Annotated in this window: 27 protein-coding genes and 1 pseudogene; 8 read left to right on the top strand and 20 right to left on the bottom strand. The window is 67.9% G+C overall.

Going from position 1 to position 25,006, the window contains the following annotated elements; translation table 11 throughout:
* Positions 1-21 precede the first annotated feature (21 nt).
* From ASD38_RS03645 to coxB, 14 genes are all read right to left on the bottom strand, one after another.
* Positions 22-600, bottom strand: coding sequence for a GNAT family N-acetyltransferase (locus ASD38_RS03645; RefSeq protein ID WP_056435765.1), 579 nt, complete (start codon positions 598-600; stop codon positions 22-24).
* A 102-nt stretch (positions 601-702) separates the two neighbouring features.
* A complete protein-coding gene (locus ASD38_RS03640) occupies positions 703-1,344 on the bottom strand; it encodes a hypothetical protein (RefSeq protein WP_056457670.1) in 642 nt (213 codons plus the stop codon).
* A 397-nt stretch (positions 1,345-1,741) separates the two neighbouring features.
* The gene (locus ASD38_RS03635; RefSeq protein WP_056457667.1) at positions 1,742-2,044 is read right to left on the bottom strand and encodes a hypothetical protein; all 303 of its coding nucleotides are present in this window, start codon (positions 2,042-2,044) and stop codon (positions 1,742-1,744) included.
* Between the two features lie 82 nt (positions 2,045-2,126).
* Positions 2,127-2,582: a hypothetical protein gene (locus ASD38_RS23700; RefSeq protein WP_156390544.1), complete on the bottom strand. Its 456-nt coding sequence runs from the start codon at positions 2,580-2,582 to the stop codon at positions 2,127-2,129.
* Positions 2,583-2,674: 92 nt separating this feature from the next.
* On the bottom strand, positions 2,675-3,937 hold the full coding sequence (locus ASD38_RS03630) for a M16 family metallopeptidase (RefSeq protein ID WP_056457664.1): 1,263 nt from the start codon (positions 3,935-3,937) through the stop codon (positions 2,675-2,677).
* A gap of 149 nt (positions 3,938-4,086) precedes the next feature.
* Positions 4,087-5,490 (bottom strand): threonine synthase, encoded by a 1,404-nt coding sequence (gene thrC / locus ASD38_RS03625; protein WP_056435777.1) that lies wholly within the window; start codon positions 5,488-5,490, stop codon positions 4,087-4,089.
* The gene (locus ASD38_RS03620; protein ID WP_056457661.1) at positions 5,490-6,194 is read right to left on the bottom strand and encodes an SURF1 family protein; all 705 of its coding nucleotides are present in this window, start codon (positions 6,192-6,194) and stop codon (positions 5,490-5,492) included. Before ASD38_RS03620 ends, thrC begins: the two co-directional genes overlap by 1 nt.
* Positions 6,187-6,549 carry a DUF983 domain-containing protein gene (locus ASD38_RS03615; RefSeq protein ID WP_056457658.1) on the bottom strand — a complete coding sequence of 121 codons (363 nt, stop codon included), beginning with the start codon at positions 6,547-6,549 and terminating at the stop codon, positions 6,187-6,189. The genes ASD38_RS03620 and ASD38_RS03615 overlap by 8 nt, the downstream gene beginning before the upstream one ends.
* Before the next feature lie 120 nt (positions 6,550-6,669).
* Positions 6,670-7,545 (bottom strand): cytochrome c oxidase subunit 3, encoded by an 876-nt coding sequence (locus ASD38_RS03610; RefSeq protein ID WP_056435785.1) that lies wholly within the window; start codon positions 7,543-7,545, stop codon positions 6,670-6,672.
* A gap of 71 nt (positions 7,546-7,616) precedes the next feature.
* Positions 7,617-8,255: a cytochrome c oxidase assembly protein gene (locus ASD38_RS03605; protein WP_056436302.1), complete on the bottom strand. Its 639-nt coding sequence runs from the start codon at positions 8,253-8,255 to the stop codon at positions 7,617-7,619.
* A 49-nt stretch (positions 8,256-8,304) separates the two neighbouring features.
* Positions 8,305-8,451: a hypothetical protein gene (locus tag ASD38_RS24250; RefSeq protein WP_200941383.1), complete on the bottom strand. Its 147-nt coding sequence runs from the start codon at positions 8,449-8,451 to the stop codon at positions 8,305-8,307.
* Complete coding sequence (gene cyoE / locus ASD38_RS03600) at positions 8,448-9,500, bottom strand: heme o synthase (RefSeq protein WP_056435788.1); 1,053 nt, start codon at positions 9,498-9,500, stop codon at positions 8,448-8,450. Before cyoE ends, ASD38_RS24250 begins: the two co-directional genes overlap by 4 nt.
* A 97-nt stretch (positions 9,501-9,597) precedes the next feature.
* Positions 9,598-11,265 (bottom strand): cytochrome c oxidase subunit I, encoded by a 1,668-nt coding sequence (gene ctaD / locus ASD38_RS03595; protein ID WP_056435790.1) that lies wholly within the window; start codon positions 11,263-11,265, stop codon positions 9,598-9,600.
* Positions 11,266-11,289: 24 nt separating this feature from the next.
* On the bottom strand, positions 11,290-12,246 hold the full coding sequence (gene coxB / locus ASD38_RS03590) for a cytochrome c oxidase subunit II (RefSeq protein ID WP_056435792.1): 957 nt from the start codon (positions 12,244-12,246) through the stop codon (positions 11,290-11,292).
* Positions 12,247-12,622: 376 nt separating this feature from the next.
* Between coxB and ASD38_RS03585 the strand changes: the two genes are divergently transcribed.
* The 5 genes from ASD38_RS03585 to ASD38_RS03565 all read left to right on the top strand — a co-directional run bounded on the left by ASD38_RS03585 (position 12,623) and on the right by ASD38_RS03565 (position 18,157).
* Positions 12,623-12,949, top strand: coding sequence for a PadR family transcriptional regulator (locus tag ASD38_RS03585; protein ID WP_056435795.1), 327 nt, complete (start codon positions 12,623-12,625; stop codon positions 12,947-12,949).
* Positions 12,946-13,512, top strand: a complete 567-nt coding sequence (locus ASD38_RS03580; RefSeq protein ID WP_056435798.1) for a DUF1700 domain-containing protein — start codon at positions 12,946-12,948, stop codon at positions 13,510-13,512. Before ASD38_RS03585 ends, ASD38_RS03580 begins: the two co-directional genes overlap by 4 nt.
* Before the next feature lie 10 nt (positions 13,513-13,522).
* On the top strand, positions 13,523-14,320 hold the full coding sequence (locus ASD38_RS03575; protein ID WP_056435801.1) for a GIN domain-containing protein: 798 nt from the start codon (positions 13,523-13,525) through the stop codon (positions 14,318-14,320).
* 196 nt (positions 14,321-14,516) lie between these two features.
* On the top strand, positions 14,517-15,947 hold the full coding sequence (gene tldD, locus ASD38_RS03570) for a metalloprotease TldD (RefSeq protein ID WP_056457655.1): 1,431 nt from the start codon (positions 14,517-14,519) through the stop codon (positions 15,945-15,947).
* Positions 15,948-16,108: 161 nt separating this feature from the next.
* Positions 16,109-18,157 carry a TonB-dependent receptor plug domain-containing protein gene (locus ASD38_RS03565; protein WP_056457653.1) on the top strand — a complete coding sequence of 683 codons (2,049 nt, stop codon included), beginning with the start codon at positions 16,109-16,111 and terminating at the stop codon, positions 18,155-18,157.
* 16 nt (positions 18,158-18,173) lie between these two features.
* On the opposite strand, the gene ASD38_RS03560 is transcribed toward ASD38_RS03565, so the two are convergent.
* The 3 genes from ASD38_RS03560 to ASD38_RS03550 form a co-directional block, all read right to left on the bottom strand.
* Positions 18,174-18,950 carry a DUF4908 domain-containing protein gene (locus tag ASD38_RS03560; protein WP_235523747.1) on the bottom strand — a complete coding sequence of 259 codons (777 nt, stop codon included), beginning with the start codon at positions 18,948-18,950 and terminating at the stop codon, positions 18,174-18,176.
* 203 nt (positions 18,951-19,153) lie between these two features.
* The gene (locus ASD38_RS03555) at positions 19,154-19,879 is read right to left on the bottom strand and encodes a beta-ketoacyl-ACP reductase (protein ID WP_056435810.1); all 726 of its coding nucleotides are present in this window, start codon (positions 19,877-19,879) and stop codon (positions 19,154-19,156) included.
* Between the two features lie 153 nt (positions 19,880-20,032).
* Positions 20,033-21,208 carry an acetyl-CoA C-acetyltransferase gene (locus ASD38_RS03550; RefSeq protein ID WP_056435812.1) on the bottom strand — a complete coding sequence of 392 codons (1,176 nt, stop codon included), beginning with the start codon at positions 21,206-21,208 and terminating at the stop codon, positions 20,033-20,035.
* A 221-nt stretch (positions 21,209-21,429) separates the two neighbouring features.
* Here ASD38_RS03550 and phaR point away from each other — a divergent pair, with 221 nt between their 5' ends.
* From phaR to ASD38_RS03540, 3 genes and pseudogenes are all read left to right on the top strand, one after another.
* A complete protein-coding gene (gene phaR, locus ASD38_RS03545) occupies positions 21,430-22,110 on the top strand; it encodes a polyhydroxyalkanoate synthesis repressor PhaR (protein ID WP_056435815.1) in 681 nt (226 codons plus the stop codon).
* Positions 22,111-22,134: 24 nt separating this feature from the next.
* Positions 22,135-22,199: pseudogene (locus ASD38_RS24445) on the top strand (hypothetical protein); the annotation flags it as partial.
* Positions 22,200-22,291: 92 nt separating this feature from the next.
* The gene (locus ASD38_RS03540; RefSeq protein WP_056457650.1) at positions 22,292-22,636 is read left to right on the top strand and encodes a hypothetical protein; all 345 of its coding nucleotides are present in this window, start codon (positions 22,292-22,294) and stop codon (positions 22,634-22,636) included.
* On the opposite strand, the gene ASD38_RS03535 is transcribed toward ASD38_RS03540, so the two are convergent.
* From ASD38_RS03535 to ASD38_RS03525, 3 genes are all read right to left on the bottom strand, one after another.
* Positions 22,633-22,956, bottom strand: a complete 324-nt coding sequence (locus tag ASD38_RS03535; RefSeq protein WP_056435821.1) for a hypothetical protein — start codon at positions 22,954-22,956, stop codon at positions 22,633-22,635. The genes ASD38_RS03540 and ASD38_RS03535 overlap by 4 nt on opposite strands.
* Positions 22,957-23,102: 146 nt before the next feature.
* Positions 23,103-24,374 (bottom strand): acetyl-CoA C-acyltransferase, encoded by a 1,272-nt coding sequence (locus tag ASD38_RS03530; protein ID WP_056435824.1) that lies wholly within the window; start codon positions 24,372-24,374, stop codon positions 23,103-23,105.
* Positions 24,375-24,537: 163 nt separating this feature from the next.
* Positions 24,538-24,963 carry a hypothetical protein gene (locus ASD38_RS03525; RefSeq protein WP_056435827.1) on the bottom strand — a complete coding sequence of 142 codons (426 nt, stop codon included), beginning with the start codon at positions 24,961-24,963 and terminating at the stop codon, positions 24,538-24,540.
* Positions 24,964-25,006 lie beyond the last annotated feature (43 nt).

Below are 25,006 nucleotides of genomic sequence, written 5' to 3'. Positions count from 1 at the left end.
GGCGCTGTGTCCGGGTCCGCGCTATTCTGGCGCGACCATCCCGAACAGGCGATGATCTCGCCACTCGCCGTTAATTTTCAGATAAGCGGGGGCATATCCCTCTTCGCTGAACCCGGATTTCAGCAGAACGGCGGCCGAAGGCTCGTTTTCAGGCATGCAGGCCGCTTCCAGCCGGTGCAGCGCCAGTTCGCCGAACGCGAAGTCGATCGCCGCCCGGACCCCGTCCTGCATGTAGCCCTGGCGGGCGTAGGGCTGGCCGATCCAGTAGCCCATCACCCCGCACTGGGCGACCCCGCGCCGGATGTGGAACAGCCGCACCCCGCCGATCAACGCCCCGTCGTCGCGGCGGAACATGAAGAACGGAAACGCCTCGCCCGTCTCCAGTTCGCGGGCGTAGGCGTTGAGCCGGGCGCGGAAGGCGGCGCGCGTCAGGTCGTCCTCGGGCCAGGTCGGCTCCCAGGGCTTGAGAAACGCCGCCGACTGGGCGCGCAGCTCGGCCCACGGCTTGTAGTCGTGCAGCCTGGGCAGACGCAGGAAAACCTTCTCGCGCTCGATGCGCGGGCCGGGATCGGTCTGGAAGAGGCGTAGGAAGACGGTCAAGCGAGAACCCTGCGAGAGGCCGCACCTTTGAGCGTGGCGCGCCTCTAGGCAAGGGGGCTTTCCGCCCGACGTCGGACGGAAAGGCCGTCAGGGCGTCACGACCTACTTTTGCGGGCTGAAGATCAGCTGGCCGTAGCCCGGCCAGATCTGCGGGCCGTCCTGATTGGGAATGACCACGATGTAACGGCCGGTGGCTTTGGTGTCGGCGTAGTGGGCGACGAGCTTGGCCTCGCCCCCGGGGACCGGCAGGGTGAAGTTGATCGCGCCGGCGCTGTTGGCCGTCCACTTGCCGTTGATGACCTGGTTGCCTTTCTCCAGCGAGACCCAGCCGCTGGGCGTGAACCGCAGGATCGAGGTCTTCTTGTCTTGCTGCACCCAGGCGCCCAGGACATTGGTCTCCGCCGCGAGCTGGAGCTGGGTCTTCTTGATGACCATCGGCGTCTTGCCGAGGCCGGCCGACGGAACGATCCGGATCGGCGGCCGAACCCCGGCGGGCTTCGGCGGAGTCGGCTCGGCCGCGGGGGTGGGGGCCACGGGGGTTTCGACGACGGGCTCGGACGTCGGCGGCGGTGTCGTCGATGTGGTCGTCGTTGACTCGGCGGGCGGCGTCGCGGGGACCACCTCGGGAGCCGTCGGCGGCGCCGGGGTTTCGACCTTCGGGGGCGGCGGCTTGGCCGCCTCCTTCTTGTGGCAGCCGGCCAGCGCCAGCGCGACGAGGCTCACCGTGATCCAGCGTCCAGTCATGTCATCGCTCCCCGGGGGCCGCGCGCCCCGCCCGTGAGCGGCATTCAAGTCCCGATGCTGCCGGAACACAAGTAAAGATTGCATACTGCACTTTTTGCGAGAGCTTGACCGTGGTCGGCCGCCGACCTCCCTCGGACTTGTTCCCAGGATGACGGGCTGAGCAGGCGTCAAATGTCCGCCCGCGGCGGCGAGGCCGCGCCTTGAAACCTTGATGGCGAGCCTGCGTCAATGACCGCCTCTGGCGGCCGCGACGCGGCGACGCTCCGCGTCGTCATTGACACGGCCAGACGACAGAGCTCCGATCCACCAAGGCTTTAAGGCGTGGCCGCATCCGGGGCGGATGCAGACCTGCGCCAAGCGGACGTTTCAGATGTCCGGGATGGGTGGAAGTTGGACGTCAGGGCCGCACCGGCAACCTCCATGCAGCTACCAGCGCGTGGGCCTTTCTGACTATGTCCAAGCGATGCTCCGGCGTGCCCTCCAGCTCGATACGTTCGACCTCGATTTTCCGGAGGTAATCAACGACCTGCTGCTCGGGCGCTCCATCATTCACTAGCCTCCAGAAGGCGGGAAGATAGGCGCGATATTCGTCCTCAGGCCCCTCGATATCGTAGACGCCGATCGGATCCCACTGGCGGAACAGCAAGCGGTCGAGTGCTTCGTAAGCGCCAGAATCTTCGCCGGTCAGTTTGGTCCCCATACCACCATCATGCCCTTGAGCTTGGCTGCCGTCACTCGAAAGCCGACTTATCGAATTTCGCCAAGGGGTGGTGCGCCGACGTTCAGCGAGCGTTGCCCGTGCAACCAGAAGCCCGGATGAGGCGAACGTTCCTCCAGTCCAGCGGAACCTTCACCTCGCCGTCATCGACCGTTGAGATTGTCGCATAGCCGCTGAACGTCGCAGGTATTTTTGCATCATCAGATCCGACAGCATCCTTCTGGACGGGCTCGTAGAGGGTAATCAGGACGAACCGGTCCAATGCCTTTGGTGAGCCTCGACTGAACCAAGTTGCCCCTTGGCTGCCTTCGCCCTCGAGTATTCCATCTGGCGTGGCGCTGTTTCCCGCTTTGATTCGCCATCCTGACGGTATCCGGCAGACCGCACCGAAGGTCACACCCCAAGTCTCAATCGAAAAGCTCTCTACGCTTTCGTCCGGCTTGAGCGGGATGCCAACGATAGATGCGAGGTAAGTGCGCGGCTGGTCAGGCGCTGACGCGTGTGCGCCGATCAGGAGCATTAGCGCTAAGGCGTTCATAGGCAGAGCATGTGTCGTCTGAGGAGCGTCCGCAACGGGTCGTGAGCGGACATCGACAGCCAGCGCCCTCTGCCCTACCCCAGCGTCTTCTCGAACACTTCCCCCGCCTTCAACGCCGCCTTGGCGCCGAGGATGGCGCTGGCGGCCTTGCCGGGACCCAGGATCATGCGGCCCAGCCGCTGCAGGTCTTCCACCGACACCGCGTCGACTGCCTGCGCCAGTTCGGCGGGGGTGTAGAGGCGGTCGAACATTAGGGCCTGGCCGGCCGCCTGTTCGGCGCGCGACAGGGGCTGCTCGCGGGCCATGAACATGTGGGCCTTCAGCTGGGCCTTGGCGCGGGCCAGCTCGGCGTCCTCGATGCGGGCGGCCAGCAGGGCGATCTGCTCGGCGCAGACCTTGGCGGTCTCGGCCGCGTCGCCGGCCGCGCAGCCGGCGTAGACCCCCAGGGCCCCGGCGTCGGCGTAGGTGTCGGCATAGGCGTCGATATTGTAGGCCAGCCCCCGCTTCTCGCGGGCCTCCTGGAACAGCCGCGACGACATCCCCCCGCCCAGGGCCTCGGCGAAGATCCGCAGGGCGAAATAGTCGTCCTGGCGGGCGCTGACGGCCGGCAGCATGAACACCAGCTGCGCCTGCTCCAGCTTGCGGGCCTGGCTCTTGCGGCCGCCGATGAACTCGGGGGCCGCGAAATTGGCGGCCCCGCCGGCGGCGGGCATCGCGCCGAACTCCCGGCGGGCCAGGTCCAGAACCTCGTCCAGCTCGACCGCGCCGCTGGCGCTGACGATCAGCCGGTCGGCGGCATAGAGCTGGCCGCGCCAATGCGACAGCCCCTCGGACGTCGCGGCGTTGACGGTGTCGACCGTGCCCAGGATCGGCCGGGACAGCGGGTGGTCGCCCCAGGCGGCGGCCTGGACCAGGTCGAACACGTAGTCGTCGGGGGCGTCGGCGGCCTCGGCGATCTCCTGGGCCACCACCTGCTTTTCGCGGGTCAGGTCGCCCTCGTCGAGGGTGGGGCGCAGGACCAGGTCGCCGAGCACGCTCATGCCCAGGTCCAACCCGCCCTTCAGGGCGCGGACCTGGAAGCTGGTGCGCTCATAGCCGGTGGCGGCGTTGATCTGGCCGCCCTGCGCCTCGATCACCTCGACGATGTCGCGCGAGCTGCGCTGGCCGGCGCCCTTGAACACCATGTGCTCGAGCAGGTGCGACCAGCCCGACCGCGCCGGGTCCTCGTAGGCCGCGCCGCGGCCGGCGACGACGGACAGGGCGATGGTCTCCAGGCCCGGCATCGGGTCATGGACGACGCGGACGCCGTTTTCGAGGGTGTGGAGGATGGTGGTCATTCAGTCTTTCTCCTCCCCCGTGAAACGGGGGAGGTGGCCGCGAAGCGGACGGAGGGGGCGCGGGACGGGGCAGGACGCCCCCTCCGTCACGATGCTGCGCATCGCGCCACCTCCCCCGCTGCGCGGGTGAGGAGCAGACACGCCCCGTATCACGAACCCGCTGAGGCGAACACCCGCACGAAGGCCTTCACGGTCTCGGCGTCGGCCGGCAGGCGGTCGAACTTTTCGGGCTTCTTCGAGAGGTCCGGCGTGGCGCGCGGGGTGGTTGGGGTGACGCCGGCGGCGGCCGCGACGGCCTCGGGGAACTTGGCCGGGTGGGCGGTGGACAGCACCACGACCGGGGTCGACGGATCGGCCAGGCGCAGCACATTGGCGGCGGCGACGCCGACGGCGGTGTGCGGGTCGATGACCTCGCCGGTCTCGTTCAGGGTCGACAGGATGGTCTTGGCGGTGTCGGCCTCGCTGACCGACGCGCCCTGGAACAGCTCGCGCATCTTGGCGTGGGCGCTGGGGGGGATGTCGAGCATGCCGGTCCCGGCGAAGGCCCGGAAGGCGCGGCCGGTCTCGACCCCGTCGCGGCCGACGGCCTCGAAATACAGCCGCTCGAAGTTGGAAGCGACCTGGATGTCCATGGCCGGGCTCTGGGTGGCGGCCACGGCGCCGCGCGCGTAGCGGCCGTCCTCGAAGGCGCGGGCCAGGATGTCGTTGGAGTTGGTGGCGGCCACGATCCTGGCGATCGGCAGGCCCATGCGGGTGGCGACATAGGCGGCGTAGGCGTCGCCGAAATTGCCGGTGGGCACCACGAAGGCGACCTTGCGGGCCGGCGCGCCCAGGGCGACGGCGGCGGTGAAGAAATAGACGGTCTGGGCGGCGATCCGCGCCCAGTTGATCGAGTTGACGCCCGACAGGTCGACGGCGTGGCGGAACTGGTCGTCCGAGAAGGCCTGCTTGACGATGGCCTGGCAGTCGTCGAACGAGCCCTGGATCGAGACGCAGGCGACGTTCTTGTCGGTCGCCGTGGTCATGAACCGGCGCTGGACCTCGCTGATCCGGCCTTCGGGGAACAGGGCCACGATGCGGGCGTGCGAGCGGCCGCGGAAGGCCTCGACGGCCGCGCCGCCGGTGTCGCCAGAGGTGGCGCAGATGATGGTCATGGTTCGCGACTGACGCGACAGCACGTAGTCGTACAGCCGCCCCAGCAGCTGCATCGCCACGTCCTTGAACGCCAGGGTCGGGCCGTGGAACAGCTCCAGCAGGTGACGGCCGGGGGCCAGCTGCTTCAGCGGCGCGACGGCGGCGTGGGCGAAGGAGGCGTAGGCCTCCTCGCACATCTCGGCCAGGTCCTCGGCGGGCAGGTCGTCGCCGACGAACTTGCCGATCACCGTGGCGGCGACCTGGGCGTAGGGCTGGCCGGCGAAGGCGGCGATCTCTTCGGGGCTGAAGGTCGGCCAGCGCTCGGGCACGTAGAGGCCCCCGTCGGGCGCGAGGCCGGCCAGGACCGCGTCCAGGAAACCGATCGAGGGGGACTCGCCCCGGGTCGAGACGTAACGCATCAGGATCTCATCTTCCGCCAGAGCATGGCGGCATAGATAAACAGCAGGGTTACGGCAAGACCGAACCACGTCAGAGCGTATTCCAGGTGCCGATTGGAAATTTCTGCCGGAAGCGGCGCGGGGGTGACGCCGGGCGGGATGGGCGTCGCGGTCTCGACCATCAGGATGTAGGGCGCGGGCTTGTCGGCGGCGAAGCGGGCCACCGTCGCGGCGCGGTCACCGCCCAATTGCTTGGGGGCCATCAGCACGCCGACGGCCTGGGCGGGCGCGGCCAGGCTGACGGGCGCCGGGGTCGACTGGCCGGTCAGGGCCTTGACCACGCCCAGGTCCAGCAGGATCGCGCCATAGCCCGCGGCCGAGGTTCGGCAGATCGCCGTGGCGCGCCAGACGATGTCGCCGTCGCGCACGCCATAGACCAGCGGCAGGGTCTCGGCCTTGTCGGTCGCGCAATCGACGGCGACGCGGGTCCAAGCCACGTCCTCGCCCTTCTCGGCGCGAGCCATGACGGCGGCCAGCGGTTGGGCGGGAGCCGTCTTCAGCACCTCGATCCTGGCCAGCAGGTCTTCCTTCCAGGCCAGGCGCTTCACCTGCCAGACGCCCAGGCCGCACAGGATGCCAAGGGCGATCAGGGTGGCGATGGTCAGGCCGATGGGGAAGCGGCGGTCCTTCGGGCCCCCGTCCTGCCGTAAGGAAGCGTCAGACATCGTCGCCGCCGGCCTCGGAGGCGTTGTTGGCGATGTGGGCGGCGACCATCAGGCCCTTGGCCGGCCGCATCATCCCCAGGCACAGGACCAGGGTCACCGGCAGCCAGACCACCAGCAGCACCCACACCGGCCAGTTGAAGGCGAACATCGAAAACAGCGCCCCGAAGGCGCACAGGAAGCCGGCGATCAGGATCACGAAGGTGGCGGCCCCGTCGCCGGTCTCGTGGGCCCCCAGGTCGAAGCCGCAGGCCTCGCAGGTTCGGCTGACCTTCAGGAATCCGTCGAACAGCATCCCCTCGCCGCAGCGCGGGCAATGGCCGGTCGCGCCGGCGAGGTAGGGGTTCACGTGGGCCATGGACGGAGTCCCGGAATAGCGGACGGGGACGGGCGCATGTGCCTGTCCCCAATACAGAACCAGAAAGCAAAAAGGCCCGGAACACCGCGTGGCGTTCCGGGCCCTCTCGAAGCGGATGATCTAGTGCGGCGAAGCGCCGAAGATCACGTAGACGAAGGCGAACAGGAACAGCCAGACCACGTCCACGAAGTGCCAGTACCAGGCGGCGGCCTCAAAGCCGAAGTGCTGCTTGGGGGTGAAGGCGCCGTTCATCAGCCGGATCAGGCAGACGATCAGGAACAGGGTGCCGACGAACACGTGGAAGCCGTGGAAGCCGGTGGCCAGGAAGAAGGTCGAGCCGTAGAGGCCCGAATTGGCGGCCGCTTCCGAGTAGAACAGGTGCTCGTGGTTGATGTGGCTGTACTCGTAGACCTGGATGGTCGTGAACAGCGCGCCGAGCAGGATGGTCAGGATCAGGCCCCACTTGGCGCCGTTGCGGTCGCCTTGCTGCAGGGCGTGGTGCGACCAGGTGATGGTCGTGCCCGACAGCAGCAGGGTCAGGGTGTTGACCAGCGGCAGGTGCCAGGGCGAGACGGCCTCGACCCCGGCCGGCGGCCAGGTGGCCCAGGCGGCGCGGACTTCCTCGATGCCCGACAGGGTGCGGTGATGATGGAACAGGGCCATCTCGAAGAAGATCCAGAACCACGCCACGAAGAACATCACTTCCGAGGCGATGAACAGCACCATGCCGTAGCGCAGGCCGATCGAGACGACGGGGGTGTGGTCGCCGGCGTTGGCTTCCTTCACCACGTCGCGCCACCAGCCGAACATCGTGTAGAGCACGCCGGCCAGGCCGGTCGCGAACAGCCACCACTGGCCCTTCTCGATGCCGAAGACCCCGCCCTTGATCCAGGCGATCAGGCCGAGGGCCATAAGCGTGGCCGAGGCCGAGCCGACGAACGGCCACGGGCTGGGGGGCAGGATGTGATAGTCGTGTTTGACGGCGCCGTGGGCCATGTGCGTGCTAACCCTTTAATCCCTCTAAGCGCATCGACCGGTCCCCCCGCCGACACGCCATGTTTGAAACGCTATAGCGCCCTCGGCGGCTTGCCGCCAAGGGGTTCGACGATGCGCGGCGTCGTCGCCGCCTGTTTCGTCCCGGCCGCGTCCGGAACCGCCGGGAAGAAGGTGTAGGAGAGCGTGATCTCCGACTTCCCCTTGGTGTCCGGATCCGTCACGAAGCCGGGGTCGACGAAATAGACGACCGGGAACTCGACCGTCTGGCCGGGCTCGATCGTCTGGCTGGAGAAGCAGAAGCATTCCAGCTTCTGGAAATAGGGTCCGGCCTGCTCGGGGACGACGTTGTACATCGCCCGTCCGGTCAGCGGCTTGTCGCTGGTGTTGGTCACCTTGAAGAAGGCCAGGCCCGTTTCGCCGATGCGGATGTCCTGGCTGACCTGCATGGCCTGGAAGTCCCAGGGCAGGTTGCGGACATTGGCGTCGAATCGGATCTCGATCTTGCGGTCCAGCACCTGGGTCGGCTTGGCCACGGCCTTGCGCACCGTGCCGTCGAAGCCGGTGGCCTGGCAGAACAGCTTGTACAGCGGCACCGCCGCATAGGCCGCGCCGACCATGCCGAAGAAGGCCACCCCGCAGATCGCCGCGACCTTCAGGTGACCGCGCCCCTTCGGCCGGGGCCCGACGCCGACCAGGTTGTCGGCCTCGATCTTGCGCCGGTCTTCAGGAGAAAGAATGGCTTCCGGCGACAGGTCGTCCTTAGAAGTGGGGGCCAACATTGCCTCCCAGCTTCACGACGGTGACCACGAACACCAGGATGACGAACGCCGCCAGGCCCAGGCCCAGGGCGATGTTGCGGCCGCTGCGCGCCTTGGCGGCGGGATCCAGATCCTTGCGCGAGGTCATAGCGGCAACTCCAGCACTTTCAGGCCCAGGACGGGCAGGCCCAGCACCGCCTCGGCCAGCAGGGCGGCGAACAGGGCGAACAGATAGAGGATCGAGAAGGCGAACAGGTTGCGGGCGTGGCGCGCATCACCGACGGGCTTGCCGCGCTTGGCCTCCGTTTCGCCCACCTCGTAGAGGTCGCGGTCGGCGGGACGCGGGTCGGCGGCGTCGCCGGCCGTGCTGGCGAACACCCGCCAGGCCAGGGTCAGGAACACCAGGCCGCCCAGGCCCGAGACCGCCAGATAGAGCCAGCCGCCCAGGCCAGTGAACACCGGCGCGATGCAGACCGGGATCAGGACCAGGCTGTAGAGCAGGATCTGCCTGCGGGTCTCCTTGGCGCCCTTGACCACCGGCAGCATCGGCACGCCGGCCTTGGCGTAGTCGGTGCTGATGTACAGCGACAGGGCCCAGAAGTGCGGCGGGGTCCACAGGAAGATCACCAGCACCATCAGCCAGGCGTTCAGCGGCGCGTGGCCGGTGGCCGCGGCCCAGCCGATGGCCGGAGGCAGGGCGCCGGCCAGGCCGCCGATGACGATGTTCTGGGCGGTCCAGCGCTTGAGCCACATGGTGTAGACCACCGCGTAGAACACGATGGTGAAGGCCAGCAGGCCGGCGGCCAGCCAGTTGATCGCCATGCCCATCAGCAGCACCGACAGCAGGCTCAGCACCACGCCCAGGGTGGCGGCTTCCTCGCCCTTGACCAGGCCGGCGGGCACCGGACGGCCGCGCGTGCGGCGCATCTTGGCGTCGATGTCGGCGTCGTACCACATGTTCAGCGCGCCCGAGGCCCCGGCCCCGACCGCGATGCAGAATACCGCCACCGCGCCCAGCAGCGGGTGGATCGGCGCGCGGGCGGCCAGCAGCCCCGTCAGGGCGGTGAACACCACCAGCGACATCACCCGCGGCTTCATCAGCTGGAAATAGTCCTGCCAACGGGCGTGGCGGACCGCTGGGGCCGCCTCGGCTTCGGGTGTCAGGACATGTCCAGTCAGGACGGGGGAACGGGCCATTTTACTTAAGGGTCTTGCGGTCTTGATGGGCGAAGGGCGCGGGCTGGATTCTCATCCGGCCCGCGCCCCCGCGCTTTGGGTGTCTAGCTTACCAGGATCAGTGGCTGTCGGCCTTGATGACCGGCGGGTCGCTGAACTGGTGGAACGGCGGCGGCGAGGACAGGGTCCATTCCAGGGTGGTGGCGCCTTCGCCCCACGGATTGGCCTCGGCCTTGCGGCGACGGATGGCGGCTTCCAGCAGGATCACCAGGAACACCACCACGCCCACGGCCGTGATCGCGTAGCCGACCGACGAGATGTAGTTCCAGTGCGCGAAGGCGGCCGGATAATCCACGTAGCGGCGCGGCATGCCCTGCAGGCCCAGGAAGTGCTGCGGGAAGAACACCAGGTTCACGCCGACGAACATGATCCAGAACTGCAGGCAGCCCAGGAACTCGTTGTACTTCACGCCCCACATCTTCTCGAACCAGTAGAAGAAGCCGGCGAAGATGGCGAACACCGCGCCCAGGCTGAGCACGTAGTGGAAGTGGGCGACGACGTAGTAGGTGTCGTGCAGGCTGTAGTCGATGCCGGCGTTCGACAGGACCACGCCGGTCACGCCGCCGACGGTGAACAGGAAGATGAAGCCGATCGCCCACAGCATGGGCGTCTTGAAGCTGATCGACCCGCCCCACATCGTGGCGATCCACGAGAAGATCTTCACGCCGGTGGGAACCGCGATGACCATCGTGGCGGCCACGAAATAGGCGCGCAGGTTGATGCTCATGCCGACGGTGTACATGTGGTGGGCCCACACGATGAAGCCGACGAAGCCGATGGCGACCATGGCGTAGGCCATCGCCAGGTAGCCGAAGATCGGCTTCTTGGAGAAGGTCGAGACGATGTGGCTGACAATGCCGAAGCCCGGCAGGATCAGGATGTAGACTTCCGGGTGACCGAAGAACCAGAACAGGTGCTGGAACATGACGGGGTCGCCGCCGGCGGCCGGGTCGAAGAAGTGGGTGCCGAAGTTGCGGTCGGTCAGCAGCATGGTGATGGCGCCGGCCAGGACGGGCAGCGACAGCAGCAGCAGGAAGGCGGTGACCAGCACCGACCAGGCGAACAGCGGCATGCGGTGCAGGGTCATGCCCGGCGCGCGCATGTTGAAGATCGTGGTGATGAAGTTGATCGCGCCGAGGATCGACGAGGCGCCGGCCAGGTGGAGGGCCAGGATCGCCAGGTCCATCGACGGGCCGGTGTGGCCGGTGGTCGACAGGGGCGGATAGATCGTCCAGCCGCCGCCGAAGCCCTTGCCCGGGCCGCCGTCGACGAACATCGAGGTCAGCAGCAGCACCCAGGCGGCGACCAGCAGCCAGAACGAGATGTTGTTCATCCGCGGGAAGGCCATGTCCGGCGCGCCGATCATGATCGGCACGAACCAGTTGCCGAAGCCGCCGATCATCGCCGGCATGACCATGAAGAAGATCATGATCAGGGCGTGGGCGGTGACGACGGCGTTGTAGCCGTGCTTGGACTGTTCGATCAGGCCCATCAGGCTGATCGACGAGTTGGGACCGAAGATCTGGATGCCCGGCTCGGCCAGTTCCCAGCGGATCAGGCCCGACAGCACGCCGCCCACCAGGCCCGCCATGATGGCGAACAGGATGTAGAGCGTGCCGATGTCCTTGTGGTTGGTGGAGCCGAACCAGCGCGCGAAGAACGGCGGCTTGTGGTCGGCGTCGTCGTGCGAAGCGTCGTGATGATCGATGTCAGCGGCGTGAGCCATCGGACTTAATCCTGCAATCGTATCTTAGGCCGCCGGCGCGGCGGGAGCCGCGGCCGGAGCGGAAGCGGGGGCGGTCGCGGCCGGGGTCACCGTGGCCGGGGCGCCGGCGGCTGCGGGAGCAGCGGCGGGCGTCGCGGCCGGCGCGGCGGGCGCGGTCTTGGACTTCACCCAGGCGTCGAAGTCGGCCTGGCTGACGACGTGGATCTCGATCGGCATGTTCGAGTGGTCGACGCCGCAGAGTTCCGAGCACTGGCCGTAATAGACGCCGATCTTGTCGGCCTTGAACCAGGTTTCGTTCAGACGGCCGGGAATCGCGTCGGTCTTCAGGCCGAAGGCCGGCAGGGCGAAGGCGTGGATCACGTCGGCGCCGGTGACCTGCACGCGGATCACCTGGTTTACCGGAACAACCATCGGCTTGTCGGCGGCCAGCAGGTACGGCACGCCCTTGGCGACGGCCTCTTCCTGCTTCAGCGGCACCGAGGTGATCTCGCTGATCTTCTGGTCGGGATATTCATAGCCCCAGTACCACTGGTAGCCGGTGGCCTTCACCGTCAGGTACGGCTTGGGCATGTCGTTGTAGGCGAACAGCAGCCTGAACGAGAAGATGGCGATGACCATCAGGATCAGCACCGGGCCGATCGTCCAGATGATCTCGACGGTGGTGTTATGGCTGAACTTGGCCGGGACCGGGTTGGCCTTGGCGTTGTAGCGGATGACGATCCAGATCAGCAGGCCCAGCACCAGCAGGGTGATGGCCGTGATGATCGGCATCAGGATGTGGTCGTGGAAGGCGATCGCCTCGTACTTCAGCGGCGAGGCCGCGCGCTGAAGATCGTAGGCGCCGGGGGTCGGCTGACCCAGCAGTTCGGCGCCCTTGGCGAGGGCTTGCCCCGCGAACACGCCCGAAAGGGCCATCGTCGTGGCGGCGACGGCGGCTACGCCCGTCAACTTCCGCCGCATCCCCTGAATTTGCGCCTTCATATCCCTCACGGCCCGTTTCGGCGGCGATGTTGACGTAGGTCAACGCCACGCCGCGCCGAATTGCACAATACGACCAGCGACACGGGACCTGGCAATCGACTTCGTCATGGGACGTGGAATCGAACGACCAATCCCGGCGTCTCTGGCCGGTCGCTGGCGTGCATACGCGCTCCGATCCAAGTTGCCAAGCACCAGAAACCTTGTGGGAAACACCCCCGCGACGCCCTGCCTCGGCTAACTGCGAACCACTCTTAACTGAGCACTTATCGCGGCCTACGTACCATTACTAACATGTAATGACAGCTACCTTGCATTGGACACTACCTTGCGTCACAAGGGTGCTCAGCAACGGGCCCAGCTCGGAGAACCGAACGCCGTGACAGAAGCCATTGAAGTTCAACTGAAGAAAGGCGTGCTGGCGCTGTGCGTGCTGGCCCTGCTGTCGAAGGCCGACAGCTACGCCTACGAAATCGCCAGCAAGCTCGCCAAGGATATCGATATGGGGGAAGGGACGATCTACCCGCTCATGCGCCGCATGCAGTCGGACGGCCAGGTCGAGACCTATCTGGTGGAATCCCAGAGCGGCCCGCCACGTAAATATTACCGCCTGACCGAGGCCGGTCGGGCCAGCTTCACGGCCCAGAAGGCCGAATGGGCGGCCTTCAGCTCGGCCGTCGAAAACATCCTGGGAGCCGCCGCATGACGCGCGCCGAATTCCTCATCCGCCTCAAGCGCGGCCTGGCCGGCATGCCCGCCGCCCAGATCGCCGACATCGTCGCCGACTACGAGGCCCACTTCAACGACGCCCAGGAGGCCGGGCGCAGCGAGAGTGAAGTGGCCGCCGCCCTTGGCGACCCCGAACGCCTGGCCCGCGAACAGCGCGCCGAGCAGGGGGTCAAGCGCTGGGAGGAGACCAAGAACCCCTCGGCCGCCGCCGGCGCGATCTTCGCCATCGTCGGCTTGGGGGCGATCGACATCATCTTCCTGCTGCCCCTGCTGATGGGCGTGCTGGGAACGCTGTTCGCCCTGTTCATGGCCGCCATCGTCATGTTCGTGGCCGGCGGCGCGGTGACGACCGCGGGGCCGTTCGCCGGATTGCCCGGCGGTCCGGTCGTGGCCTTCCTGACGGGCATCGGCCTGATGGCCGGCGCCACCGCCATGGCCGCCGTCACCACCCTGCTGACCATCTGGCTGGTCAACGGCCTGGTCTGGTTCGGGCGCCTTCACTACCGGCTGTTGAAGCCGGCCATCGAAACCCAGGTCTGAGGGGACCGTCATGATCCGCAACCTGACCATCGTCGCCGTCGCCAGTTTCGTGCTCTGCGTCGGCTGCTTCACCGCGGCCTTCATGATCGGCGGTCGCGACATCGCCCAGCACGGCTGGAACTTCCCGGCCGACTGGAACATCGAGGTCAACGACGACAACGACCACGTCCATATCGGGCCCGGCTTCCACCATGACCAGGACGACGAGACCACGACCCGGCAGATCGCCTGGAGCGGCTCGGACGCCCTGCAGATCGACGTGCCGGCCGAGGTGATCTTCACCCAGGCCGCCGCCGGGGCCGGGGCCAGCGTCAAGGTGACCGGGCCCAAGGAGCTGGTCGACCGGGTGACCCTGGAGAACGGCCGCATCGCCCTGCGCGACGGCCAGGGCTCGGCCACCGTCTACGGCCACGGGATCCGCGTCCGCAACGACAGCGACGAACTGTCGATCGAGATCGTCGCCCCCAGCGTGCGGTCCTTCACCCTGAACGGCAGCGGCGACCTCTATCTGAAGGCCTATGACCAGCCGGACCTCGTCCTGGAGATCAACGGCAGCGGCGGCGTCGACGCCCAGGGCAAGGCCGGGAAGGTCGACCTGCGGGTCTCCGGCTCGGGCGAGGCCGACCTGCGGGGCCTGGACACCGGCGACGCCAAGATCGCCCTGGCCGGCAGCGGCGAGGCGCACGTCGCCCCGCGCGGCGCGACCGAGGTCGACGTGGCCGGCAGCGGCGACGTCTATCTGACCAGCAAGCCGACCGTCCTCAGCTCGAACGTCGCCGGCTCCGGCGAGGTGCACCAGGACTGGTGATCCTTCGCCCGTCCCTCCCCCTTGTGGGGAGGGTGGCCCTGGCGGAGCCAGGGTCGGGTGGGGTTTGATGAGTCAGCAGGCCCCACCCGTCCGCTTCACGTCCACCCTCCCCATAAAGGGGAGGGAAAGCTGGATACCGCGCCGAATCGTCGCCGGGGTGATGACGAAGGCGGATGAAACGCTTACCTGTGAGCCCATGACCGCTCTCATGAACGCCCCTTCCCTGCTCGCCTCGGCCAATGTCGATCCCGAGCGCGCCCGCGCCATCCTGGGCGAGGCCCTGGCCGGAGCCGACGACGGGGAGCTGTTCGTCGAACGCTCCGAGAGCGAGGCCTTCGTGTTCGACGACGGCCGCCTCAAGAGCGCCTCCTATGATTCGGGCGAAGGCTTCGGCCTGCGGGTGGTGGCCGGGGAGACCGCCGGCTACGCCCATTCCGCCGAGATCTCGGAAGCCGCCATCGGCCGCGCCGCCGATTCGGCCAAGCTGGCCCGCCGCGGCTATGCCGGCGTCAGCGCCGAGGCCCCGCGCGCCACCAACGAAAGGCACTACGGCGAGGACGACCCCGTCTCGTCCCCCGCGTTCTCCGACAAGGTCAGCCTGCTCCAGGAAATCGACGCGTTCGCCCGGGCCCGCGATCCGCGCGTCGTCCAGGTGATGGCCTCGATGGCCGGCGAGCGCCGCGTGGTCGAGATCCTGCGCGCCGACGGCCGGCTGCTGCGCGACGTGCGGCCGCTGGTGCGGATCAATGTCCAGGTCACGGTCGAGAAGGACGGCAAGCGCGAGGCCGGATCATCCGGGGCCGGCGGCCGCGCCGGGTTCTCGGCCTGGATCAGCCCCGACAAGTGGCAGGCCCAGGTCGACGAGGCCCTGCGCATGGCGCTGGTCAATCTGGACGCCGTGGCCTGCCCGGCCGGCGAGATGGACGTGGTGCTGGGCCCGGGCTGGAACGGCGTGCTGCTGCACGAAGCCGTCGGCCACGGCCTGGAGGGCGACTTCAACCGCAAGGGCATCAGCGCCTTCTCGGGCCGCATCGGCGAGCGGGTGGCCGCCAAGGGCGTGACCGTGTTCGACGACGGGGCCATCACCGGCCGCCGCGGCTCGCTGACCATCGACGACGAGGGCACGCCCACCGAGCGCACCGTGCTGATCGAGGACGGCGTCCTGGTCGGCTACATGCACGACCGGATGAGCGCCCGGCTGATGGGCATGGCGCCGACCGGCAACGGCCGCCGCCAGTCCTACGCCCACATGCCCATGCCGCGCATGACCAACACCGGCATGCTGGCGGGCAAGGACGACCCGGCCGAGATGATCGCCTCGATGAAGCGCGGCCTCTACTGCGCCAATTTCGGCGGGGGCCAGGTCGACATCACCAACGGCAAGTTCGTCTTCCAGTGCACCGAGGCCTATCTGGTCGAGGACGGCAAGATCACCGCACCGGTCAAGGGCGCGACCCTGATCGGCGACGGCCCCAGCGCCCTGACCAAGGTGACGATGATCGGCCACGACTTCGACTTCGATCCCGGCATCGGCGTCTGCGGCAAGTCGGGCCAGGGCGTGCCGGTCGGTGTGGGCCAGCCCTCGCTGAAGATCACCGGCCTGACCGTCGGCGGCACGGCGGTATAGTCACAACCCTTTGTGAAACCTGATGTTTCCGATCACGGCCAAGGTGATCGGCGACAACATTTCACAAATGTAACCTACCTTTCGGTTTTGTAACTGGTTCTGGCGCAGCTGGACCGACAGGTTCGCGGCCACAAAGCGGGGGCGCTTTGGGGGATCGCGTAATGAGCCTTGCTTCCGTCATCTTCGCTCTGGGACTTGCCGCGCCAGAGGCCCAGGCCGCGCCCCCGCGGGACGTCACCCCCGAGGTGGCCGCGCCGGTCGCCGAGGCCCAGCGCGGGGTGATCAGCTATCCGCCCAGCTTCTTCGCCGAACAGCGCCCCAGCACCGCCCTGGACATGATCACCCGCCTGCCCGGCTTCCGGCTGGACGGCGGCGACAGCGCCCGCGGCTTCGCCGGCACGGCCGGCAACGTGCTGGTCAACGGCGAGCGCCCGACCACCAAGAGCGAGAACCTCGAGGACATCCTCAAGCGCATCTCGGCCTCGGCCGTCGAGCGCGTCGAGCTGATCCGCGGCGGCGCTCCGGGCATCGACATGCAAGGCCAGACGATCCTGGCCAATGTGGTGATCAAGTCGACCGTCCAGGTCGAGAAGGTCGCCAATCTCCAGACCTATCTCTATCCGGACGGCCTGTTCGGACCGCTGCTGGAGTTCCAGGCCTCGCGCCGGGACGGGGTCAACGAGATCGAGGGCTCGGTGAAGGGCACGATCGACCGCACCGACCAGACCTTCGACGGCGGGTCGCGGGTGACCAGCTTTCCCGACGGGCGTCCGACGATCAAGGAAGCCCTCAAGGGCTACGACCAGATCCAGAACTACGTGGCCCGCGGCGCCGTCCAGCGCGCCGCGCCGGGCGGCAAGATCCGGGTCAACGGCAAGATCGAGTACTTCTCGTTCGACCGCGACGTGACCTACACCCAGTACGAGCCCGGCCCCGGCCGCCAGGACAGCGGCGAGACCGACGAAAACTGGACCGGCGAGTTCGGCGCCCGCTACGACCGCAAGATCGGCCCGCGCACCGACCTGCAGCTGGTGTTCCTGCAAAACCTGGGCGACGAGACCTACGGCTCGACCTTCTCCGCCGCCGGGCGCGCCGAGGTCTATCGCGAGCGCGACAAGACCGGCGAGAGCATCCTGCGGGGCGAGCTGAAGCAGCGCCGCTCGCAGACCCTGTCGCTGGAGGGCAGCCTCGAGGGCGCCTACAACTTCCTGGACGGCAATATCGGCTACACCGTCAACGGCGCCCCGGTCGACATCGGCCCGCCGCACGTGAAGGTCGAGGAGCTGCGGGGAGAGGCGGCCGGCAAGGCGGTCTGGCGGGCCAATCCGAAACTGACCGTCGAGGCCGGCGCGCGGATGGAGGTCTCGCGCATCACCCAGAGCGGCGGCGTGGACCTGGAGCGCAGCTTCTTCTACCCCAAGCCCCGGGTGCTGGTGACCTGGAACCCCACCGGCGCCGACCAACTGCGGGTGCGGGTCGAACGCGAGGTCGGGCAGCTGGACTTCGGCGACTTCATCGCCTCGGCCGACCTGACCGCCGGCAGCCAGGACAGCGCCGACGCCAATCTGGAGCCCCAGCGCTCCTGGGTCGGCGAAGTCGCGTGGGAGCGGCGGTTCTGGGGGGCGGGCTCGATCTCGGCCACCCTGACCCACTCGGAGATTTCCGACGTCGTCGACTATAAGCCGCTGCCGACCGGCGGCGACGCGCCCAGCAACATCGGCGACGGCCGGTCCGACCAGTTCGTGATCGCCATGACCGTGCCGACCCAGAAGCTGGGGATCTCCGGCGGCCAGATCAAAGGCCGCCTCAGCTGGTTCGACAGCGAGGTCACCGACCCGGTCACCCTCGAGAAGCGCCGCATCACCGGCGCGACGCCGTTCGTCTGCGACCTGCGTTTCACCCGCGACATGCCCGGCGGCAAGTGGAGCTGGGGCGTCGTCACCTTCTGTCCGACCGAGAACAGCCGCTTCCGCTTCAACGAGGTTCGCACCAACCGCCAGGAGCAATATTTCGAGGGCTTCGTCGAATGGAAGCCCAGCTCGGACCTGACGGTGCGCACCACCCTGTCGAACTGGAGCTCGCGCAACGTCACCCGCGAGCGGACGATCTACAAGGGCTCGCGCGCCGACAACGTGGTCGACAAGATCGAGTACCGCTCGCTGCCGTTCGAGCCCTACCTGTTCATCCAGGTCCGCAAGCGGCTGGGCTAGCGCGTGGGGGCGGCCCCTACTTGCTGACGATCTTGATGATCCGCTTGGACGAGGGCCGGCCCGACAGGCCCTTGCCGGACGCGTAGGTGACCGTCAGGTCGCCGCCCTTCAGGCTGGCGCCGGGCTTGTGGCCCTCGGCCAGCAGAACGCGGGTCACGCGGGCCAGCAGGCTTCGGTCGCCGTCACGGGCCATGCGCTCGAAGGCCTCGGCGGTGACGGTGGCGGTGTCGGCGACCAGGACCGAGGTGCCCGGCGTGGCGTCGTCGATCGTCTCGAACGCCACCCGGTGCTGGGCCGCGCGGCTGGCGCGGGCGCTGGCCTGGACCAGGCGCTGGAACAGGACGTTGACCGAGATGTACAGCGGCGGCTGGATCGAATTGGCCTTGCCCATCAGGGCGGCGGCGTCGCCGCCCGGCCGTTCGCGGGTGAACAGGGTCATGCCGCCCAGCTTGCTGGCCCGCAGCACCGGCTCGCCCATCTCGTTCTTGTAGATCGTGTCGCCGCGCGGCGCCGGCTGGGACGACAGCACCCAGACCTCGGAACTGTTCTCGAACTTCATCAGCGGCTGGGGCGCGGCCCGGTCCAGGATGAAGGCGTCGCCGGTTTCGGACACGTAGCGGGCGATCGGCGGGGCCGGCGTCTTGCGCACTTCGCCGCGGTTGCCGGAGAATACGTCGCGCAGGCTCACGGACGATTGCCGCGCGTTCGCCGCGCCGGCGTTGGCCGCGAGGGCGACCGCCAGCAGGATCGCCCAGCGCCCTGGCCCCGTCGTCACCGCCGATTGACTCTTCATACCCAGGGTCATGCCCCGCGACTGGGGCGAATCTTGGACGCCGAAGACCTTGTTGCCGCCACGCAATTTTCCGGAGGACGCTATGAAATGCTTGGAAGAATTTCCCCGCCGGCCGGAATCTTCGAACCGGCGGGGAGTCTTCGTCAAGCCGTCATGTCTTTTTGCCGCACCCTGTGGCCTTTAGGCCGCGCCTTGCGGCCCGGTTAAGCGGCCATGTACTGGCCGCCGTTGATCGTCAGGGTGGCGCCGGTCACGAAGCCGGCCCGCTCGCCGGCCAGGAACGCGACCATGTCGGCGATCTCCTCGCCCTTGCCCAGGCGGCCGACCGGGATGCCGGCGATGATGCCGGCCAGGACGTTCTCGGGCACGGCCGCGACCATCTCGGTGTCGATATAGCCCGGACAGATGACGTTGGCGGTCACGCCCTTCTTGGCGTTCTCCAGGGCCAGGGCCTTGGTGAAGCCGATCAGCCCGGCCTTGGCGGCCGAATAGTTGGTCTGGCCCATCTGGCCCTTCTGGCCATTGATCGAGCTGATGTTGATGATCCGGCCCCAGCCGCGCTCGCGCATGCCCTCGATGACCGGACGGGTCATGTTGAAGGCCGAGTCCAAGTTCACCCGGATGACTTCGGACCACTGCTCGTAGGTCATCTTGTGCAGCATGCCGTCGCGGGTGATGCCGGCGTTGTTGACCAGCACCTCGATCGGGCCCAGCTCGGCCTCGACCTTCTTGACGGCGGCGGCGCAGTCGTCGAACGCGCCGACATTGCCCTTGACCACCATCACGCCCAATTGCTTGGCGCAGGCCGCGGCGGCCTCCTCGTTGCCGGAATAGCCGGCCGCTACCTTCATTCCGTCGGCCACGAGCCGCTCGCAGATCGCCCGACCGATGCCCCGGGTGCCGCCGGTCACGAATGCAACTCTCGCCATGATCTTCTCCCGCCAGTTTCTTATGGTTGCACGTGGGTGGCGCGGGGGAACAAGCCCCCACGCCGCCCGTCATGAAAAATTTGCCGAAACGCCCAATCAAAACGCCCAATCAAAACAGGCGTCTGATCACAGCGCCCGTCGAGGCCTTGGGGGTCAGACCGCCTCGACGCACATGGCCACGCCCATGCCGCCGCCGATGCACAACGTGGCCAGGCCCTTCTTGGCTCCCGAGCGCTTCATCTCGTGGACCAGGGTGGTCAGGATGCGCGCGCCCGAGGCGCCGATGGGGTGGCCGATGGCGATGGCGCCGCCGTTGACATTGACCTTGGCCGGGTCGAGGCCCAGCTCGCTGACCACGCACAGGGACTGGGCGGCGAAGGCCTCGTTGCTTTCGACCAGGTCCAGGTCCGAGACCTTCCAGCCAGCCTTTTCCAGCGCCTTCTTCGAGGCCGGGATCGGGCCGGTGCCCATGATCTCGGGATCGACGCCGGCATTGGCCCACGAGGCGATGCGGGCCAGGGGCGTCAGGCCGCGCGCCTTGGCGTTCTCGGCGGTCATCAGCACCAGGGCGGCGGCCCCGTCATTGAGGCCCGAGGCGTTGGCGGCGGTGACCGTGCCGTCCTTGGTGAAGGCCGGCTTGAGGCCCGAAATGCCGTCCAGGGTGACGCCGTGACGGATGAATTCGTCCTTGTCGACGACCGTGTCGCCCTTGCGGCCCTTGATGGTGACCGGCGCGATCTCGGCGTCGAACCTGCCGGCCTTCTGGGCGGCCTCGGCCTTGTTCTGGCTGGCGACGGCGAACTTGTCCTGGGCCTCGCGGGTGATCTGCCAGCGCGAGGCGATGTTCTCGGCGGTCTGGCCCATGTGATAACCGTGGAAGGCGTCCCACAGACCGTCCTTGATCATGGTGTCGACGAAGGAAAGGTCGCCCATCTTCTGGCCGTTGCGCAGGGCCTGGGCGTGCGGGGCCTGGCTCATGCTCTCCTGGCCGCCCACCACCACGATGTCGGCGTCGCCGGCGGCGATCTGCTGGGCGCCCAGGGCCACCGCGCGCAGGCCCGAGCCGCACAGCTGGTTCAGACTCCAGGCCGGGCTTTCGACCGGGATGCCGGCGTTGACCGAGGCTTGGCGGGCCGGACCCTGGCCGGCGGCGGCCTGCAGCACCTGGCCCAGGATCACCTCGTCGACGTCGGCCGGCGTGATGCCCGCCCGCTCGACGGCGGCCTGGATGGCCAGCTTGCCCAGCTCGTGAGCCGGCAGGCTGGAGAGGGCGCCGAGGAACGATCCGACCGGCGTGCGGGCGGCGGAGACGATGACGATGTCGCTCATGGCGAAGGAACTCCCGTGACGTGTTTCCAGGCGCTTCTCGCAGTTGCGGCGCCCATGATTTTGCGGTGCACCATCACCTTGCATAAACCTGCGGGGTTCGTCACGCGCACATTTTCACGGGATGTTGCGAACTCCAAGCGCCGCCGGTACTGGCGCCATGCCTTTGCTTCCGCGATAGTGCGATGCGAAAAGGCGGAGACAACGCTGTCCTAGGGAACGAAATGTCCGAGAACAACGAAAACGGCGAAACGGGTTCGGCCCGCGCCCCCGGCGAAAAGAACGGCGGCCAGAAGGTCGTCATCAAGAAATACGCCAACCGTCGCCTCTACAACACAGCCTCTTCCTCTTACGTCACCCTCGAGCACCTGTCGGACATGGTGAAGGAGGGAGTCGACTTCGTGGTGTACGACGCCAAGACCAACGACGACATCACCCGTTCGGTCCTGACCCAGATCATCTTCGAAGAGGAAAACCGCGGCGGCGGCCAGAACCTGCTGCCGATCCAGTTCCTGCGCCAGCTGATCGGGTTCTACGGCAATTCGATGCAGGCGTTCCTGCCCAGCTATCTGGAAATGTCGCTGGAGAGCTTCACCAAGCAGCAGGAGCGCATGCGCACCCAGTTCGCGGGCCTGACCCCGGGGATCGGCGGCGCCAAGGGCATGCCGGGCATGGGCGTCTACGAAGAGCAGATCCGCCAGAACATGGCGCTGTTCGACCGGGCCATGAAGATGTTCTCGCCGTTCGCCTACGCCCGGCCCGAGGACGCGCCCGCCGCTCCGGCCGAACCACCGCCGCCCGCCGCGGCGGCGCCGTCCGCGCCCAGCGAGGACTCCCTGGCCGACCTCAAGCGCCAGCTGGAGGCCATGCAGCAGCAGATCGAGAAGCTGGCGACCAAGCCTTAGGGCCGTGCGTCCTTCGAGGCTCGGCTGCGCCTCACACCTCAGGATGAGGAATGCGGAGCAACAAAGCTCCTCATCCTGAGGCGCCCGCGTAGCGGGCCTCGAAGGACGCACCGCGCTTCCACGACCCCTTAACCACGCCGGCTGACCGGTCCTTAACCGTCATGGATCACAACTCTTCACCATGAACGGTCCGATCGACCCCATCCGGCGCGCCCAGCCCGCCCGCCGCGCGCTGCCCGCGCCGCGCGACGCCGACCGTCCCGAGGCGGACGGCGAAGAGGACGTGACCTTCGTGCGCGACGAGCAGCCGGCCCCGCCGCCGCGCGATCCGCGACCCAACACGCGCCGGGGGGGCGCCTTCGCCGCCTTCGCCGCCCATCTGATGGGTCAGAGCGGCCAGAAGCGCGGTCTGCGCGGTGGGCAGGAAGTGCTCGACGCGGCGCGTTCGACCTATCTCGGCACGGAATATTCCGGCCCGGCCGACCGCCGTCCCAAGGCGGGCCTGATCAAGAAGACCGAAATCTAGCCCTTCAGGCGGGCCAGTTCCGCTTCGAGCGCGGCGACCCGCGCCTCCAGCATCGCCACCTTCTGCTCCAGCGTCAGCGCCTCGCCCGGCAGGGCCGCGGCGTGCGCGCCCACGCCCGCCCGGCGCGCGGCCTCGGCCAGCGGAACGCCCAGAAGCTCGGCGAAGGCGGCGATCTGGGCGGCGGTCAGCTCGCGCTGGTCCTTGTAGGCCAGGACCAGCTCCTCGCCGGTCATGCCGGCCACGGCGGCCAGCACCGCCCGCGTCAGCCCCCGCTCGGCGAGCCGCGCGTCGTACCAGAGCTGGTCGAAGAACAACGCCATGACGCGAGGCTAACGCAGGAGGCGGCGTTGGCGCCAGTCTTGCTTGGCTGTCGGTGAATTCAGCCGACGAGACCCATCATGCTGCTCACCGCCGTGACCCGCTTCTTCGACATCGCCGTGGTGACCCTGATCTTCACGGCGCTGACCTAGGCGCTTTCCAGCAGCATCATCGTGCCCTGGCCGCCGTCGGCGCAGATGCTGACGATGGCCTTCTCGCCCTTGGGCCGGGTGGCCAGTTCCTTGACAGCCTGGCTGAGGATCCGCGCCCCGGTCGCCCCGAACGGATGGCCGACCGCCAGGCTGCCGCCCGTCGGGTTCATCCGCTCGCGCGGGAACTTGCCCAGATCGACATCGACGCCCGCCTTGGTCCTGCGGAACGCCTCGTCCTCCCAGGCGGCGATGTGCGACAGCACCTGGGCGGCGAAGGCCTCGTGGATCTCCCACAGGCCGACATCGGCGTAGTTCAGACCGTTGCGGGCCAGCAGGCGCGGCACGCCGTAGGCGGGGGCCATCAGCAGGCCTTCGTTTCGCAGGTCGATCGAGGTGACTTCGTAGTCGACCACCTTCACCCGCGGCGTCCTGGCCGGCAGGCGCGCCAGGCCCGCCTCGGACGCCACCCAGATCGCGGCGGCCCCATCGGTCAGGGGCGAGGAATTGCCGGCCGTCAGCGTGCCCTGGCCGCTGGTCCGGTCGAAAGCCGGCGCCAGCTTGGCCAGCTTCTCCAGCGTCGAATCCTTGCGCGGGATGGTGTCGCGCTTCAGCTCGCCGATCGGAATCACCAGGTCGTCGAAGAAGCCGGCCTCCCAGGCCGCGACCGCGTGCTGGTGGCTTTCGAAGGCGATCTGGTCCTGGTCGGCCCGGGCCAGCTTCCACGCCTTGGCGGTGATCTCGGTGTGCTCGCCCATCGACAGGCCGGTGGTGCGATTGGCCACCTTGGGAATCCACAGCTTCAGGTCGCCGGCCTTCAGCCTGGTCAGGTGCGCCAGCTTCTGGCCGGGAGTCTTGGCGGCCTGGAAGCCCTTGAGCCAGTCGGAGAAGGCGATGCTGGCCCCGATCTGGACCTTGCTCATGCTCTCGACCCCGCCGACCAGGGCCAGGTCGCGGCCGCGCCCGTCGATCATGCCGGCGGCCTCGATAACCCCGATCATGCTGGTCGAGCAGGCCATGATCGTCGAGAAGGCCGGGATGGTCGGATCGGCCCCGGCGTCCAGCAGCACCTCGCGGGCGATGTTGCTCCAGGTCAGGTTGGGGATCACCGTGCCCCAGATCGCGAAGTCCGGCCGCGCCCCCTGTGCGAGCATGGCCTGGACCACGGGGACCGACAGGGCGATGGCGTCATGGGTCTTCAGCGGCCCGTCGACCTTGGCGAAGGGAGTGCGCAGGCCGGCCGCCAGCCAGATGTCGGGTTTGGACGCCATGATCGTGATCCCGCGAAAGACAGGATGTCAGCATGGCCCGGCTTCGCCGCAAGGGTCTTGTCTAAATCGGCGCTAACCGGGGACATGCCCTTGCGGCGTGTCCCCTTCCGACGCACCGATCTCGACTGGGGACACGCCGCGAGGGCATGTCCCCGGCCGTGAACTAGTGCGCGTCGCCGAAGTCCACGTCGCGGCGGGCCGAGACGATGGTCACGATGAAGCCGGCCAGCACGTCCAGCAGCACCATCACGGTCAGCAGGAAGAACACCGAGGTGCCGAAGGCCGGGGCCAGCAGGAACTCGACCAGGCAGAGGATGAACAGCACCATCGACAGCGAGTGGTTGATGATCGCGATCTTGCGGCTGGTCGTCGACTTCAAGAGCTCGACGAACAGCACCACCAGCGAGGCGGCCAGCAACAGGTCGCCCAGGCTGACGGTCCAGTCCGCCTTGGAGGTCATGTGGATCGTGAACAGCTGCTCGGCCAGCCGGGCCTGGGCGCCGTTGGCGTGGAAGCCGCCCGCCAGGGTCAGGACGATCAGGTTGTAGACCAGCACTGGCAGGGCCAGCAGCGGAAACGCGGCGAACATGTTCCGGCTCTCCCCCGAGAGGCGCGCCCCATAGGCGCGCGAC

It is taken from the genome of Caulobacter sp. Root487D2Y (assembly GCF_001427165.1).
GTDB lineage: Bacteria > Pseudomonadota > Alphaproteobacteria > Caulobacterales > Caulobacteraceae > Caulobacter.
The sequence above is the reverse complement of the archived record's forward strand: the minus strand, read 5'-3'. Positions and strand labels throughout refer to the sequence as shown.